Origin of the sequence: Streptomyces capoamus (assembly GCF_014654935.1) — a bacterium.
Taxonomy (GTDB): domain Bacteria; phylum Actinomycetota; class Actinomycetes; order Streptomycetales; family Streptomycetaceae; genus Streptomyces; species Streptomyces capoamus.
Window position 1 is genome coordinate 55,666 of sequence record NZ_BNBF01000004.1, and the last position, 14,309, is coordinate 69,974.

A 14,309-nucleotide genomic window follows, 5' to 3' on the forward strand; every position below is an offset into this window, starting at 1 on the left:
CCTGGCCACCGGTGTGCTGGCCCGCCGCCTCGGTGTGTCGCCGATGACCCTGCGCTCGTGGGACCGCCGCTACGGCATAGGACCCACCGCACGCACCGAGGGCGGCCACCGCCGCTGGACGGCGGCGGACGTGGCGACGGTCGAGGAGATGTGCCGGCTGACGGCGACCGGCATCCCGCCGGCGGACGCGGCCCGCGCCGCCCGTACGGCCGTGGCCAGTCCCGCTGCCGAGGCGGAAGCCGCCACCGCGACGCCCCCGGCTGCCGCGGGCCGGTCGCGGGCCGCCGGCGCACTGCCCCTCGGTGACGTGCGTCTGGAGTGCCGCGGTCTGGCGCGGGCGGCCGTACGACTGGACGCCCCCGCGCTTGAGCAACAGCTCACCGCCGCTGTCGAGCGCTACGGCCTGACGGTCGCCTGGCAGGAGGTGATGGTGCCCACCCTGCACGCCGTAGGACGCCGCTGGGCCTCCTCCGACGACCAGTACGTCGAGGTGGAGCACCTGCTCGCCTGGCATGTCTCCACGGTGCTGCGCCGCAGCACGCCACCCGCCGCACCCGCCGCTTCCCCCGGCGCCGGCTGCGTCCTGCTGGCCTGTGCCCCCGGAGAACAGCACACCCTGGCCCTGGAGGCGCTGCACGCGGCACTCGGTCGTGAGGGGCTGCCGGTACGGATGCTGGGAGCCGCGTTGCCCGTCGAGGCGCTGGACGCGGCGGTGCGCCGGCTCGGCCCGGTCGCGGTCGTGCTGTGGGCCCAGGAAAGCGCACGGGCGGCCCCGTCCCTGGTCCGGCACGTCGCCGGGTTGCGCTGGGGCATGAAGGGCACGCGGCGGGGTCCGGCCGTACTGCTCGGCGGACCCGGCTGGAGCCGGTCCCAGCCTGCCGGTGTGCTCCGGCCGGCCGGGCTGGCGCAGGCGGTGGAGGTGCTGCGCGCGCTGTACGCCGCGGGCTGAGAGCCACCGCGGCGCGGTGGCCGGGCGGTGGGCAAAATGCCGGGAAAGTCATCGAAAGCCGGGTATGGCCTTCCCTGGCCCCGCGGCGCTAGCATGGCGTCCACCTCTGCCGGGACCGGGACCGCGGCTTGCCTGCCGCGGTGTCACCGGTGCTCTGGGCGGCCCGTGGAGGTGCCACATGATGCGTTCACCGGCGTCCTGGGATTCCGAATCCGACTGGCGCGTCCATGCGCTGTGCGTGGGTGAGGACCCGGAGCTGTTCTTCCCCGTGACCGAGACGGACGCGGCGACCGCGCGCGCCCGCGCGGTGTGCCGACGGTGCCCGGTCCTGCGCCCCTGCCGTGACTGGGCCGTCCGGCACGGCGAGACGGACGGAGTCTGGGGCGCCACCACCGCCAGCCAGCGGCGCGCGATCCGTCGCGCGATCCTCCTCGACCGCTGACCGGGCCGAGGACGGGAATACCCGGCGCCCTGCGTTGCCGTCAGCCGGGGAAGCGGCCCGTGGACCGCAGGTCCCAGCGTCGCTCGGCGTACGCCAGGTCGTCCCGCCACAGCCGGCCCGCCGCGGCTCGCACCAGGGGACGCAGCAGCGGAGCGGCCCCACGGGCGACGGCGAAGCCCGGACGGTCGGAGGCCGCGATCACCGCCTCGACGACGGCGGTCCGCGGCCGGCCGGCCCGGTCCACGCCGAGCGGTGTCGCATGGGTCTCCACGACGGAGCCCGCTCCCTCGCCCTCGGTGATGTGCATGACGACCGTGCGGGGCTCGGGCGCGGTGAAGACGGCGCGGACCGGCACGACCAGCCGGCCCGCCACCTTGAAGGACACGTCGACGGTGAGGGCGTCCGGACCGTCCTCCGCCGCGCCGGCCGCACCGGGTGCGTCCACCACCGTCAGGTCCACGAACGAGTACGGGTGGAACCACGCCCCGTGCCACGGATCGAGCCGGTTGGCCACCACGTCCTCGGGCTCGCAGACACCCGTCCCGGTATATACGGCCGTCAGGGCGCGCGCGGGCTCGGGCCGCCGCGGCACGACCGGTGCGTCCAGCGGCTCCTCGCCGCCCACCGCGTCCAGCCGCGCCCACACCAGCACCCCGTCGTCGTGCACCGGCAGCGGCGACCAGCCCGCGTACGGTCGGCCGTCCAGGGCCAGTCCGTGCCAGTGGCACACCAGCGTGCCGCAGCGCACCGGACTGTCCCGCAGCGGTGCCCCCAGGTGGGGACAGATTCCCGGACCGCCGACGAGCCGCCCGTCGGGCCCGCGCCACACCACGACCTCCTGCCCGGCCACGGTCCGTGCCAGCTTGCCGTCCCCCCGCAGGGCACGGGAGGCACCGACCACGTACCAGTTCCCGGACGGGCGGGCCTGTGCCCGCTTCAGCGCCGCGGCGATCAGCGCGGGCCGCGCGTCGCGCCAGGTGGGCCGCTGACCCTCCCAGGGCACGGCACGGCGGCGCAGCGACAGCGGCAGACGACGGCGTTTCACGCCACCTCCTCGGGGGACCGGACGGCCGTCCCGGACGCGGACGTGGCCGCGAGCGCGACCGCGGGCGGGGCGTCGGTGCGGGCGGGCGGCCGGCGCCCTGGCCCTGTCCGCGCACCCAGCCGGGCCGCCGCCACCCGGACCAGTCCGTCGGCGGCGACCACCGCCCTGCGCCGCCGCCGCACCACCGACCGCCGGTGCAGCACGGTCCAGCCGTCGCGGGCGACGGCGTCGAGGATGCCGCCGTACAGGACGGCCGCGGTGCGGATGCAGGGCCGCGCCACCGGTTCGAGCAGTTCGATGCCGGGCGTCGCCGCCCGGTACACCCCGCGGGTGAGTGCCTCGAACTCCCTGAGCGCGGAGATGATCCGGTGATCCGGGCGGCCCGTCGCGCGGCTCCAGGCCAGCAGCTCCCGGTCGACGCCGTGACCGGCGAGCAGGTCGGCGGGCAGGTAGACCCGCCCGCGGTCCAGGTCCTCGCCGACATCCCTGAGGAAGTTGCTCAGCTGGAAGGCGACGCCGAGCGCGGCGGCGTACGGCTCGGCCTCCTCCCGCGCCACCACCGTGCCCAGCACCGGCAGCATCTGGAGCCCGATGACCGCGGCCGAGCCGTGCATGTACGCGTTCAGGTCGGCGTAGGTCGGATAGGCGCTCACCACCAGGTCGGAGCGCATCGCGGTCATGAAGTCCCGGAAGTGGGCGTGGTCGATGCCGTAGCGGCGGGCGGTGTCGGCGAGGGCCTGCACCACGGGCTCGTCGCCGCCGCCCCGCCGCAGTCCTTCCTCCATCTCCGTCTGGAGCCGGGCCAGCGCCCGGGCCCGCACCGCCGGTCCGGCGCCGGCCTCGAGGGAGTCGACGATGTCGTCGGCCCAGCGGGCGAAGCCGTACAGGGCGTGCACGGCGGGCCGGCGTTCGACGGGCAGCAGTCGGGTGGCGAGGAAGTAGGTCCTGCCGTGCCGGGCGTTGAGGGCGCGGCAGTGGCGGTAGGCCGCGCGCAGCACCGGATCGGTGATCCCCGCCGCGTCCAGCTCTCGGTCGGTCATCCTGCCCTGCCTTCGCTCGCGGGTGCAGTGCGGTCGGGTGCGGTGGGGCCGGCCGGGCCCTCCGGCGCCGCGGGCCGCCTCGTGGCAGCCGGGGAGTGCGGCGGGGAGGCCGACGGCTCGGGCCCTGCGGCGGCCCCGGTGCGGCCGTGGCCGCTCGGGGAGGCGGCCCCGGTGCGGCCGGGGACGGTGGTCGTGGGGGAGGGGCGGGAGCGGCGTGAGCGGGGGCCTCCCCGCCCGGGCGCCCCCGCGACGCGGGCCGCGGCCAGCTTCCCCGACAGCAGTACGGTCGGCACACCGACCCCCGGCGTGGTGCCGCAGCCGGCCAGGACCGCGTTCTCCGTGCCGCGCACCAGGTTGCGCGGCCGGAACGGCCCGGTCTGCGCGAAGGTGTGCGCGGCCGAGAAGGGGGTTCCGGCGGCGTGCCCCTGCGCGTGCCAGTCGGCCGGGGTGATCAGACACTCCTGCTCGATGGCCGCTCCGATGCCGTCCAGGCCGCGCCGCTCCAGCTCCCGCAGCAGTGTGTCCCGGTAGCGCGGGCCGAGGTCGGACCAGGCCGCCGCGTCCGGGCCGATGTCGGTGTTGGGGCAGGGCGCCAGGATGTAGTGCAGGTGGTGGCCCGGCGGCGCGAGGCCGGGATCGGTGGTGGTGGGGCGGGTGACGAGCAGCGAGGGGTCGCTCATCAGCCGCCCCGCGCGGGTGAGTTCGTCGAACGTCGAGTGCCACGCCGCGCCGAACGAGATCGTGTGGTGGGCGAGTTGCGGCCAGGAGCGGTCCGTGCCGGCGTGCAGCACGACCGCGGAGGGGGAGTGGCGCAGGGCGAGCGGTCTGCGCGGCCGGCGGCCCAGCAGCCGGTAGGCGACGGGCAGGTCCGGGGTGAGGACGACCGCGTCGCACGGGATGCGGCCGGCGTCGGTGACGACGGCCGTGACGCGCGCGCCGGACCGCTCCAGGCGGGTCACCGGCTGCCCGAAGCGCAGGTCGGCGCCGGCAGCGGCGGCGGCCTCCGCCATGGCCCGCGGCAGGGCGTTCATCCCGCCACGGGGGAAGTACACGCCGGCGACCGTGTCCATGTAGGCGATGACCGCGTAGGCGGCCAGTGCCCGAGCCGGGGGCACGCCCGCGTACAGGGCCTGGAAGGAGAACACCCGGCGCAGCCGCTCGTCGTTCAGGAAGCGGCCGATGCGCGGGTCCAGGCGGCCGAAACCGCCGAGGGCGGCCAGCCGGGCGAGATCGGCGTTGAGCAGACCGAGCGGTGAGTCGAAGTTGGCGTCGATGAACCGGCGCATCTGGGCCCGGTAGAGCCGCTGGAGCCAGTCGCGCAGCCGCCGGTAACCCGCCGCCTCGGCCGGCCCGGCGAACCGCTCCACCTCCGCGGCCATCGCGTCCGCGCCGGTGTGCACGTCGAGACTGCTGCCGTCCGCGAAGCAGGCCCGGTAGGCGGGGTGCAGGGGAATCAGGTCCACCCGGTCGTACAGGCTGTCCCCGACGGCGGCGAACGCCTCGTCGGCCAGTTCGGGCATGGTCAGCACGGTGGGCCCGGTGTCGATCCGGTACCCCGCCAGGTCGAGGCGTCCGGCCCGGCCGCCGGGCAGGTCGTCACGCTCGACCACGGTGACCCGGCGTCCGGCGCCCAGCAGGTGCAGGGCCGCCGACAGCCCGGCGAGTCCGGCGCCGACCACCACCACGTGGTCCGTGGGCCCGGCCAGGGTGCGGCTCACCGGCCGCTTCCCGTACGGCCGTGGGCCCGCGTGGCGTACGGATCGGGCACCGGCAGCAGACGTACGACGCCGTCCTCGCCCGGCCCGGCGGCATCCAGTGGATCGTCGCCCGGCCAGGCGGCGGAGTCCGGTGTGTCGTCGCCCGGCCAGGCCGCGGTGTCCCGGGTGTCTGCGCCCGGCCAGGCGCCGATGTCCCGCGCGGCGGCGTCCTGACCCGGCCGTACGGCGGCGTCCGCACCCGGCCGTGCCCCGGCCGTCGCGAGCAGCAGGGCGCGCAGCGGACCGGCGCCCTCCGGGTCGAGCGCGGCGCCGTCGAAGTGCCGCAGCCCCTGCGCGGCGAGCCGGTCGACCTTGGCCTCCACGGTGGCACGCGCACCCGTCGCGACCAGCACGTCCCGCACCTCGCGCAGTGCGCTCTCGGTCAGGGCCGGGTCGCCGAGCCGCCGGTCCAGCACAGCGAGCGCGCCGGTGTCGCCGGCGGCCTCGGCCCGCGCGCGGGCGACCGTGACCAGATAGGTGGGCTTGCCCTCCCGGATGTCGCCGCCGCGGGCCTTGCCGGTCTCCCGCGGGTCACCGAAGACGTCGTCCAGGTCGTCGCGCAACTGGAACGCCAGCCCGACGCACCGTCCGGCGTCGCACAGCCGGCGCAGCGTCACATCGTCGGCGCCCGCGACGGCGGCCCCGAGGGCGAGGGGCCGCTCGACCGAGTAGAGGGCGCTCTTCAGGCGTGCCGCACGCAGGACGCGGGCCAGCGAGGACACCCCGGTCACCTGACCCTGCACGTCCAGGAACTGGCCCGCCACCATCTCGGTGCGCATGTCGCTCCAGAGCCGCCGGACCACCACCCCCGTCCAGGCCTCCAGCGGTGTCTCCGCCACCACGTCGTCGGCCCAGGCCAGCGCCAGGTCCCCGGCGAGCACCGCCGCCGACTGTCCGAACCGCCGGGCCCGCTCGACGCCCGCGCGACCGGCGTACCTGTCGGTCAGCTCGGCATGCAGCGCCGGCCGGCCACGGCGGAGAACGGCCTGGTCCATGACGTCGTCCTGGACGAGCGCGCACGTCTGGAGCAGCTCCACGGCGGCGCCTATCCGCAGGGCCGCCGCCGCGGCAGCCGGGTCACCGCCGGCGCAGGCCCGCGCCGCCCACCACACGAGCTGCGCGCGCGTCCGCTTGCCACCCCGGAGAGTGAAGCGCGTCACCCGTTCGGCCACTTCCTCGGCGAACAGGGGATCCGCCAGCCGTGCGCGGCGCAGGCGCTCCCGCAGCACCTGGTCGAGCAGCCGGCCGACGGCACCGGGCACGTCGCCGTCGAGCCGGCGCACCTCTGCGGGACCGTCCGGCGGGGGTCCGCTCGCCGACCACGCCCCGGCCCCGTGGTGCCCCTCCCCGCCGCCGGCCACCGGCCTGCGCGCAAGCGACGCCCCGGGCACCGCCGCGATCGGCCGCGGCGGCGAGGCCGCGGGGTGGTCCTTCGCCTGGGTGGGACGCATCCCGGTTCCCTCCGTCGTGTCTGTGTCCGTGTCCGTGTCCGTGTCCGTGTCCGTGGTGCTTCCGCGCGTGCGGCCCGGACGGATGCGCGAACGCCCCACTTGATCGCGGGGACCCCGGGGATCCGCTCTCTCCACCGTGCCGTGCCCGGCGCCCGCCCGCTCGTCGCCAGGGGGTGCCCTGCATCCGCCGGGGTACACAATCCGGAAGACGGGGCCGGGGCATCCGGTGCGGGCACGTCGAAGACCCGGAACCAGGTGCGGGCACGTCGAAGACCCGGAACCGCAAGAACGCCCCGTACGACGAAGGGAGACACCGTGCCGGAGGCGGACGTGGCCATCCTCGGTGCGGGCGCGGCCGGGCTGTCGCTGGCCCACCGGCTGGCCGGCCGCGTGCCCGGCCTGCGGACGCCGTCCGTCGTCCTGGTGGACGCGCCGCCCGGCCCCCTGCGGCCGCCCCCGCGCACCTGGTGCTACTGGACGTCGGGGCCCGGACGGTTCGACGCGGCGGTGCGCGCCGAGTGGCGGCGCCTGAGGGTGCGCCCGCCGGCCGGCGCCCCGGTCGAGGGGGACATCGCCCCCCTGCGGTACCGCATGATCCGCTCTGACGACTTCGAGCGCGTCGTCTCCCTGGACCTCGCCCGCAGCCCGAATGTGCGGCGCCTCGAAGCGACGGTGGAGGCGGTCGAGGACGTGCCCGGCGGGGCGCACGTCCACCTGAGGGAACCCGACGGCCGGACGCGGGCGCTGAGTGCCGGCTGGGTGCTCGACTCCCGCCCCCTCGGCAGCCTCCCGGCCGCCCGCACGGTCCTGCTGCAGCACTTCCACGGCTGGTTCGTGCGCACCGAGCGGCCCGTCTTCGACCCGGCCGCGGTGGAGCTGATGGACTTCCGTACCCCGCAGCCCGCCGACGGCCTGTCCTTCGGCTACGTCCTGCCGACCGGGCCGTGCGAGGCGCTCGTGGAGTACACCGAGTTCTCCCCGCGCACGCTCACCCCCGACCGGTACGAGGCCGCCGTACGGCACTACGCCGACGAGGTGCTGCGGCTCGGCGAACGGCAGCTCGTGGCCGCCGAGACGGGCGTCATCCCGATGACCGACGCGCCGGTCCCGCGGCAGACCGGAGCCTCGGTCTTCCGCATCGGTGCCGCCGGCGGGGCGACCCGTCCCGCCACCGGCTACACCTTCGCCGGGCTGCAGCGCCAGACCAGGGCCGTCGCCGACGCCCTGCGCCGCGGGCGCCGCCCGATGCCGCCCGCCGCCCACCCGGCCCGCTCGCGCGCCATGGACGCCGTCCTGCTGCGCGCCCTGGCCAGTGGCCGGGTCGACGGCCCCGAGCTGTTCGGCCGCCTGTTCGCCCACGTGCCCATGGAACGGCTGCTGCGCTTCCTGGACGGGAACACCCGCCTGTACGAGGAGCTGGCCATCGGCCTGCGCACCCCCGTCGGACCGATGCTGCGCACCGTCCTGGAGCTGCCCCGCCTGCCCCGCCGCCCCTTCGATCTGCCCGCGCCCCCGCATCCGCCGGCACCGCCCGCCACCGCCTGCCGCCCCTCGACGGAGACCGCATGACACTGCTGCGCGACGAGCACCTCGCCGCCGCCTTCGACCACGCCTCCCGCACCTACGACACGCTCGTCGCCGCCAATCCCGGTTACCACGCCCACCTGCGCCGCTCCGTGCGCCGGCTCGGCCTGCCCGGACGGGGGGAAGGCCTGCGCCTGCTCGACCTCGGCTGCGGTACCGGTGCCTCCACCGCCGCGCTGCGGTCCGTCCTGCCCGCCGCGGACATCACGGCCGTGGACGCCTCGGCGGGCATGCTGCGACGGGCCGCCGCCAAGCCGTGGGCGGACGGGGTGACCTTCGTGCACGCCCCCGCCGAGCGGCTGGCCGAGGCCGGGGTGCGCGGCCCCTTCGACGCGGTGTTCGCGGCCTACCTGTTCCGCAACGTCGCCGACCCCGACGCCGTGCTGGCCGCCGTGCGCGCCCTGCTGCGGCCGGGCGGCCGGCTCGGCGTCCACGAGTACGCCCTGCGCGGGCGGCGCGCCGACCGCGCGGTGTGGACCCTGGTGTGCCGCGGTGCCGTCCAGCCCGTGGCGACGCTGCTGGGGGACGGACCGCTGTACCGGCACCTGTGGCACAGCGTGGTCGAGTTCGACACGGCCGGGCGGTTCGCGCACCGGCTCGGCGCGGCCGGTTTCGACCAGGTCCGCACCCTGCCGTTGCCGGGCTGGCAGACGGGCATCACCCACACCTTCGTCGCCCGCCGGGCGCACGACCGCGAGGAGCAGGCATGAGGACCCCCCGTCGGCACGCCGCCCGCCGTGGACGCGACCGCCGGGCCCGGATCCTGCCCGCCCGGCCCGGCGCGCCCCGGGTCCAGGGCAGTCCGCCGTCGGTGGCGGTGGTCGGCGCCGGCATCGCCGGTCTGGCCGCCGCCACCGCGCTCGCCGAGCGCGGGGTGACCGTCACCGTCCACGAGAAGCGGCCGTACCTCGGCGGGCGGGTCGGCGGATGGCCGACCGAACTGCGCGACGGCACGACGGTGACCATGAACCGCGGCTTCCACGCGTTCTTCCGCCAGTACTACAACCTGCGCGGACTCCTGCGCCGGACCGACCCCGGCCTGGAGCGCCTCACCGGCCTCCCCGACTACCCGCTGCGCCACGCCGGCGGCCTGCACGACAGCTTCCGGCACGTTCCGCGCACCCCGCCGCTCAGCGCCCTCGGCTTCGTGGCGCTCAGCCCCTCCTTCCGGCTCGCGGACCTGCGCGGCATGGATCCGGTGGCGGCCCTGCCCCTGCTCGACGTGCGCGTACCGGAGGTGTACGACCGCCTGGACGGCACCAGCGCCCATGACTTCCTGGACGCCGTCCGCTTCCCCGAGGACGCCCGTCACCTGGCCTTCGAGGTGTTCTCCCGCAGCTTCTTCGCGGACCCGCGGGAGCTGTCGGCCGCCGAGATGGCGCTGATGTTCCACATCTACTTCCTCGGCTCCGCCGAAGGACTGCTGTTCGACGTGCCCCGGGCCCCCTTCCCGGCCGCCCTGTGGGACCCGCTCGCCGGCTATCTGGCGCGGCACCGCGCGCAGGTACGCACCGGCACGTCCGTCGAGCACATCGCGCCGACCGCGGACGGCGGGTTCACGGTCGCCTGCGCACAGGAGGAGGCCCGCTACGACGGGATCGTCCTCGCCCTGGACAGCGCGGGCCTGCGCTCACTGGTCGGCGGCAGCGGACAGCTGGGCGACGCGGCCTGGCGCGAGCGGATCGGACGGCTGCGGACCGCCCCGCCCTTCCTGGTGAGCCGGCTGTGGCTGGACCGGCCCGTCGCACCGGACCGGCCCGGCTTCCTCGGCACCAGCGGGTTCGGCACCCTCGACAACATCAGCGTCCTGGAGCGCTACGAGGACGAGGCGGCCCGCTGGAGCGCGCGCACCGGAGGCTCCGTCGTCGAGCTGCACGCCTACGCCGTGCCGCCCGGATCCGCCCGGGACGTCGAACAGAAGCGCCTGCTCGACCAGCTCCACCGGGTCTACCCGGAGACCCGCACCGCCACCGTCCTCGACGCCCGCCACGAGTGGCACGAGGACTGCCCCCTGTTCCCGGTGGGCGGATACGGCGACCGTCCCACCGTCCGCACCCCGCACCCCCGCCTGGTCGTCGCCGGCGACATGGTCCGCACCGGCCTGCCCGTGGCGCTCATGGAACGGGCGGCGACGAGCGGGTTCCTCGCGGCCAACGCCCTGCTGGAGGAGTGGGGCGTGCGCGGCCAGACGCTGTGGACGGTTCCGGACCGCGGCCGGAGCGCGGCCCTGAGGGCCCTCGCCGCACGCGGGCGGCCGGGCGGAGCGACCTACGGAATCGGGCCACGGTGACGGCCGGACATCCGACTCTCCGGGGGGATCGGTGCGTGGATCGCCCTCCGGCGGGGCAGTCACCCAGTATGTCCCGTTTCTCGGGCATTCCGCTTCGTCCTGCCTGACCTCCTGGTGGTGATGGCGCCGTGACTTCCCCCGTGCCTCTTTCCACCACGGCCGGTAGCGGATACCGGCACGAGCTGTACCCGTACTCCGGCAAGGGAGAGTTCGTCGAGGGCACGGTGCGCTTCATCCGGGACGCGCTCGACGCCGGTGAGACCGTCCTCGTGGCCGTACCGCGGGACAGGGCGTCCCTGCTGCGCGCCGAGATCCCCGAGGACCACGCCGTGCGCTACGTCGACACCAGCCGGGTGGCGCACCATCCGGGCAGGCTCATCGCCGCCTGGCAGGAATGGCTCCAGGAGTACGGGCCTGAGGAGCGGTCCGTCCGCGGGATCGGCGAGTCGCCCTGGGACACGGTCCGCAGCCAGGCCGAGGCATACGAACTGCGCTACCACGAGTGGCTGCTCAACAAGGCCTTCGCCCAGGGCCCGGCCTGGTGGCTGCTGTGCCCCTACGACACGTCCGGGGACGGGGCCGCGCCGGCGGAGATGGCCCGCTGGCACCCCGAGGTACGCGAGAACGGCCGGACCGTGCGGTGCGAGGCGTACGACCCGCAGGCGCCCTATGCCTTCCCGCCGCTGACCGACCCCTGTGACCCGGACGACGAGTTGGCCTACGGCAAGGGCGACCTGTCCGCCGTACGGGAGAAGATCGCCGCCTGCGCCGGGCGGCACGGCCTGACGGGCCGGCGCCTGCACGAACTGCACCTCGCCGCCACGGAGATCGCCACCAACAGCATCCGCCACGGCGGCGGACGCGGCGTGCTGCGCACCTGGCGCGAGGACCACGGGCTCGTGTGCGAATTCCGCGACGCCGGCCACATCGAGGACCCCCTGGCCGGACGGAGGCGACCGGACCCCGGGCAGGCGGGCGGACGCGGTCTGTGGCTGGTCCAGCAGCTCTGCGACCTCGTGGAGATCAGGTCCGCACCGCACGAGGGCACCACGGTACGCCTCCACATCGCGCTGCCCGGGTAATCCTCCGGTGCCGTCCGGGCCCCGCGGGGGCCCCGATACCCTGAGGAGCGCCTGTCCGGCTGCGCGGCCGATCGTTGGGCGGCATGGCGGGTAGGTGTAGGACAGGGCCCACACAGGGCGGGACACGGCAAACGGTCAAGAGGGGAGCGCTTCACCCCATGCTCACCGTGCGGATGCAGGGCGAGAACACGACGGTCGCGCAGCTGCCGGAGGAGATCGATTACGACACCGCCGCGCTCGTCGGTGCCCAGTGCGAGGACCTGATCAGGCAGGGCTGCGCGACCCTGGTGCTGGACGCCTCCCGGCTCGTCTACCTCGACTCGTCGGGCGTCAGCATGCTCATCACGCTGTCGCGGATACTCGACGACCGCAACGGCACCCTGCGTCTCGCCGCCTTCAACGCCCACTACCGACACGTGTGGCGACTGCTCGGCCTGGACACGCTGCTCCCCGTCTACCCCACGGCGGACGCCGCCCTCAAGGCTCCCTCCGCGCAGGCCGGCAGCGGCGTCGGTCCCCTCGTCCCGGGACACCGCCTGGGTGGCTGACGGCAGAACGCCTCCAGTATCAAGATCGAGCCACTCTCCGGGAGCCGGGGCTTGGCCTGCCCCCCAAGGGGAAATCGTGCCGTCGGCCTGCAAGACCGGCCGGCCAGGCGGACACCTCCGCCGCACCGCACGGACCCCTTCCGGAGGCGAGCCGCTCATGACCACCGACAGCCGTACTCCCGTCACGGGGGCCGCGACCTTAGCCGGCCGCGCGCCGGCCCGGCCCCACCCGGGCCCTGGGACCGGGTCCGCCGCCGCGCCCCGACATCGCACCGAGGGCACCGAGCCCGTCGTGCCGATCCGCCACCGCCGGCACGACCCGGGCCGATGACCGGCCCCGACGCCACCGCACCGCCCGCGGGCGGCCCTGCGGCACTGCCCGTCTACCTCACCGCCGCCGCACTGGCCCGCACAGCCGACGAAGGAGCCCGGGTCGCGCTCGTCATGCTGGCCGCGCAGCGTGCCGGCAGCCCGGCGCTCGGCGGAGCGCTGGTGGCCGCGCTGATGGTCCCGCACGTCGCGGCGGCTCCGGTCGCCGGGGCCCTCGCCGACACCGTCAGACGGCGCCGCCTCTTCCACGGCGGCGGAGTCGCTCTGTACGGTGTCGCGCTCGCCGCGCTCGCCGCCCTGGTCGGCCGGACCGGCGACCTCGCGGTACTCGCGCTCGCCGCCGCCGCGGGGTGCGTCGCACCCCTCCTCACCGGCGGACTGACCAGCCTGCTCGGGGAACTGCTGCCCAAGGACCGGCTCACCCGGGCGTTCAGCGCCGACGCCGTCTCCTACAACCTGGCCGGCATCTGCGGACCCGCCGCCGCAGCCGCCCTGGGTACGGCGGCCGGTGCCGCCCTCGCCCTGACCGTGCTGGGCGCCGGAGCGACGGCGGGCGGCCTGCTGCTGTTCGCCCTGCGGCTGCGACCCAGGCCCGGGCCACGACCGCGCAGGTCCCGGCCCAGGCCCGCCGACCTGCTGAGCGGGGCGGCCCTACTCGTGCGTGACCGCCCGCTCCGGGCGGTCACCTGGGCCAGCGGCCTGGGACAGCTGGGCGTCGGGGCGCTGCCCGTCGTGAGCGTGCTGCTCGCCCGCCGCTACGACGCTCCGTGGGCGACGGGCGGCCTGATGACCGCGTTCGCCGCGGGTGCCCTGGCCGGTTCTCTCGGCTACGCCTGCCGCCCCGTGGGCGAGGACCGGCCGGAGCGAGTCGTCCTCTGGGGTCTGCTGGCTACGGCCCTCCCCCTCGCGGTCGTGCCCTGGTCGGGTGACGTGCTCGTGGCCACGGCCCTGTTCGCCGCCGCCGGATCCTGTACCGGCCCCCTGTTCAGCGCGCTGCTCGCCAGCCGCGAACGGTACGCGCCCGCGGCCGTGCGCACTCAGGTCTTCACCCTCGGCGCCGGACTCAAGAGCACCTTCGCCGCCGCCGGGGCAGCCGTGGCCGGCGCCCTCGGCGGTCTGGGAACCGCACCGTTGCTGCTGGGTGCCGCCGCCTGCCAGGTGGCCGCCGCGGCAGTGGGCCGCGTGCTTCTCACGGACCGTCGTACCCGGGGAGCCCGCCCCGCCCGAAGCCCGGTCGGCAACGCCCCGTCCGCCCCCGCCGGTGGTGCGGCCGTAACCCGAAACCGGCGGGAAACCGAGCACCCACCCGTCTCCGGATGCCCCGCGGAGCCGATGACGTCCAGGGAGTCCCATGCCCGCCCGACCTGAGGCCGCAGCACCCGTCACGGCGCGAGCCGCCCTCTTCGACCTCGACGGCACCCTGATCGATTCCGAACCCAGGAGCCGGGCGCTGTGGCGACGGCTCTTCGCCGGCCACGGCGTCGAGTGCGGGGAGGACATGCTCGCCGGCTTCAGCGGGCGGCGCAGCAGGGAGGTGATCGAGGAACACCTCGCGCGGTTCGGCGGCGACGTCACGTCGGACCAGGTCAGAGAGGAACTCACCGCGCTGAACGGCGACCCGGACCTGCCTCCCGTCCGCCTCGCCCCCGGCGCCGACCGGCTCCTGGAGCGCCTGCGCCGGCACGGAGTGGCGCTGGCCGTCGTCACGTCGGGCGGCCGTGCCTACGCGCACGACCACCTGACGCGGTGCGGTATCGCGGGCCACTTCGCCACGGTGGTGAGCGCGGAGGA

13 protein-coding genes are annotated in these 14,309 nt (G+C 76.0%); 9 read left to right on the forward strand and 4 right to left on the reverse strand.

Features of this window, described 5'->3' with window-relative positions:
• Nucleotide 1 precedes the first annotated feature (1 nt).
• Both IE312_RS08395 and IE312_RS08400 read left to right on the forward strand, forming a co-directional pair.
• On the forward strand, nt 2-949 hold the full coding sequence (locus IE312_RS08395; RefSeq protein ID WP_229899339.1) for a MerR family transcriptional regulator: 948 nt from the start codon (nt 2-4) through the stop codon (nt 947-949).
• 178 nt (nt 950-1,127) lie between these two features.
• The gene (locus tag IE312_RS08400) at nt 1,128-1,391 is read left to right on the forward strand and encodes a WhiB family transcriptional regulator (RefSeq protein ID WP_306419720.1); all 264 of its coding nucleotides are present in this window, start codon (nt 1,128-1,130) and stop codon (nt 1,389-1,391) included.
• A 40-nt stretch (nt 1,392-1,431) separates the two neighbouring features.
• Here the strand turns inward: IE312_RS08400 and IE312_RS08405 are convergent, their stop codons facing one another.
• From IE312_RS08405 to IE312_RS08420, 4 genes are read right to left on the reverse strand one after another with little or no spacing between them, the layout of a single operon-like run.
• Entirely contained in the window at nt 1,432-2,436 is a 1,005-nt protein-coding gene (locus IE312_RS08405) for a DUF5914 domain-containing protein (RefSeq protein ID WP_189979874.1), read from the reverse strand.
• Nucleotides 2,433-3,476 carry a phytoene/squalene synthase family protein gene (locus IE312_RS08410; protein ID WP_189979876.1) on the reverse strand — a complete coding sequence of 348 codons (1,044 nt, stop codon included), beginning with the start codon at nt 3,474-3,476 and terminating at the stop codon, nt 2,433-2,435. Before IE312_RS08410 ends, IE312_RS08405 begins: the two co-directional genes overlap by 4 nt.
• Nucleotides 3,473-5,194 carry a phytoene desaturase family protein gene (crtI, locus tag IE312_RS08415; RefSeq protein ID WP_189979878.1) on the reverse strand — a complete coding sequence of 574 codons (1,722 nt, stop codon included), beginning with the start codon at nt 5,192-5,194 and terminating at the stop codon, nt 3,473-3,475. Before crtI ends, IE312_RS08410 begins: the two co-directional genes overlap by 4 nt.
• Nucleotides 5,191-6,684 (reverse strand): polyprenyl synthetase family protein, encoded by a 1,494-nt coding sequence (locus IE312_RS08420; RefSeq protein WP_229899341.1) that lies wholly within the window; start codon nt 6,682-6,684, stop codon nt 5,191-5,193. Before IE312_RS08420 ends, crtI begins: the two co-directional genes overlap by 4 nt.
• Before the next feature lie 315 nt (nt 6,685-6,999).
• Here IE312_RS08420 and IE312_RS08425 point away from each other — a divergent pair, with 315 nt between their 5' ends.
• The 7 genes from IE312_RS08425 to IE312_RS08455 all read left to right on the forward strand — a co-directional run.
• Complete coding sequence (locus tag IE312_RS08425; RefSeq protein WP_189979880.1) at nt 7,000-8,253, forward strand: lycopene cyclase family protein; 1,254 nt, start codon at nt 7,000-7,002, stop codon at nt 8,251-8,253.
• Nucleotides 8,250-8,978: a methyltransferase domain-containing protein gene (locus IE312_RS08430; protein WP_189979881.1), complete on the forward strand. Its 729-nt coding sequence runs from the start codon at nt 8,250-8,252 to the stop codon at nt 8,976-8,978. The genes IE312_RS08425 and IE312_RS08430 overlap by 4 nt, the downstream gene beginning before the upstream one ends.
• On the forward strand, nt 8,975-10,558 hold the full coding sequence (locus IE312_RS08435; RefSeq protein WP_189979883.1) for an FAD-dependent oxidoreductase: 1,584 nt from the start codon (nt 8,975-8,977) through the stop codon (nt 10,556-10,558). The genes IE312_RS08430 and IE312_RS08435 overlap by 4 nt, the downstream gene beginning before the upstream one ends.
• 140 nt (nt 10,559-10,698) lie before the next feature.
• Complete coding sequence (locus IE312_RS08440; RefSeq protein ID WP_229899343.1) at nt 10,699-11,640, forward strand: sensor histidine kinase; 942 nt, start codon at nt 10,699-10,701, stop codon at nt 11,638-11,640.
• Nucleotides 11,641-11,798: 158 nt separating this feature from the next.
• A complete protein-coding gene (locus IE312_RS08445; RefSeq protein WP_189979888.1) occupies nt 11,799-12,188 on the forward strand; it encodes an STAS domain-containing protein in 390 nt (129 codons plus the stop codon).
• 327 nt (nt 12,189-12,515) lie between these two features.
• Nucleotides 12,516-13,886, forward strand: coding sequence for an MFS transporter (locus tag IE312_RS08450; protein WP_189979890.1), 1,371 nt, complete (start codon nt 12,516-12,518; stop codon nt 13,884-13,886).
• A partial coding sequence (locus IE312_RS08455; protein ID WP_189979892.1) for an HAD family hydrolase occupies nt 13,870-14,309 on the forward strand: 440 nt, incomplete at its 3' end. The genes IE312_RS08450 and IE312_RS08455, both read left to right, overlap by 17 nt.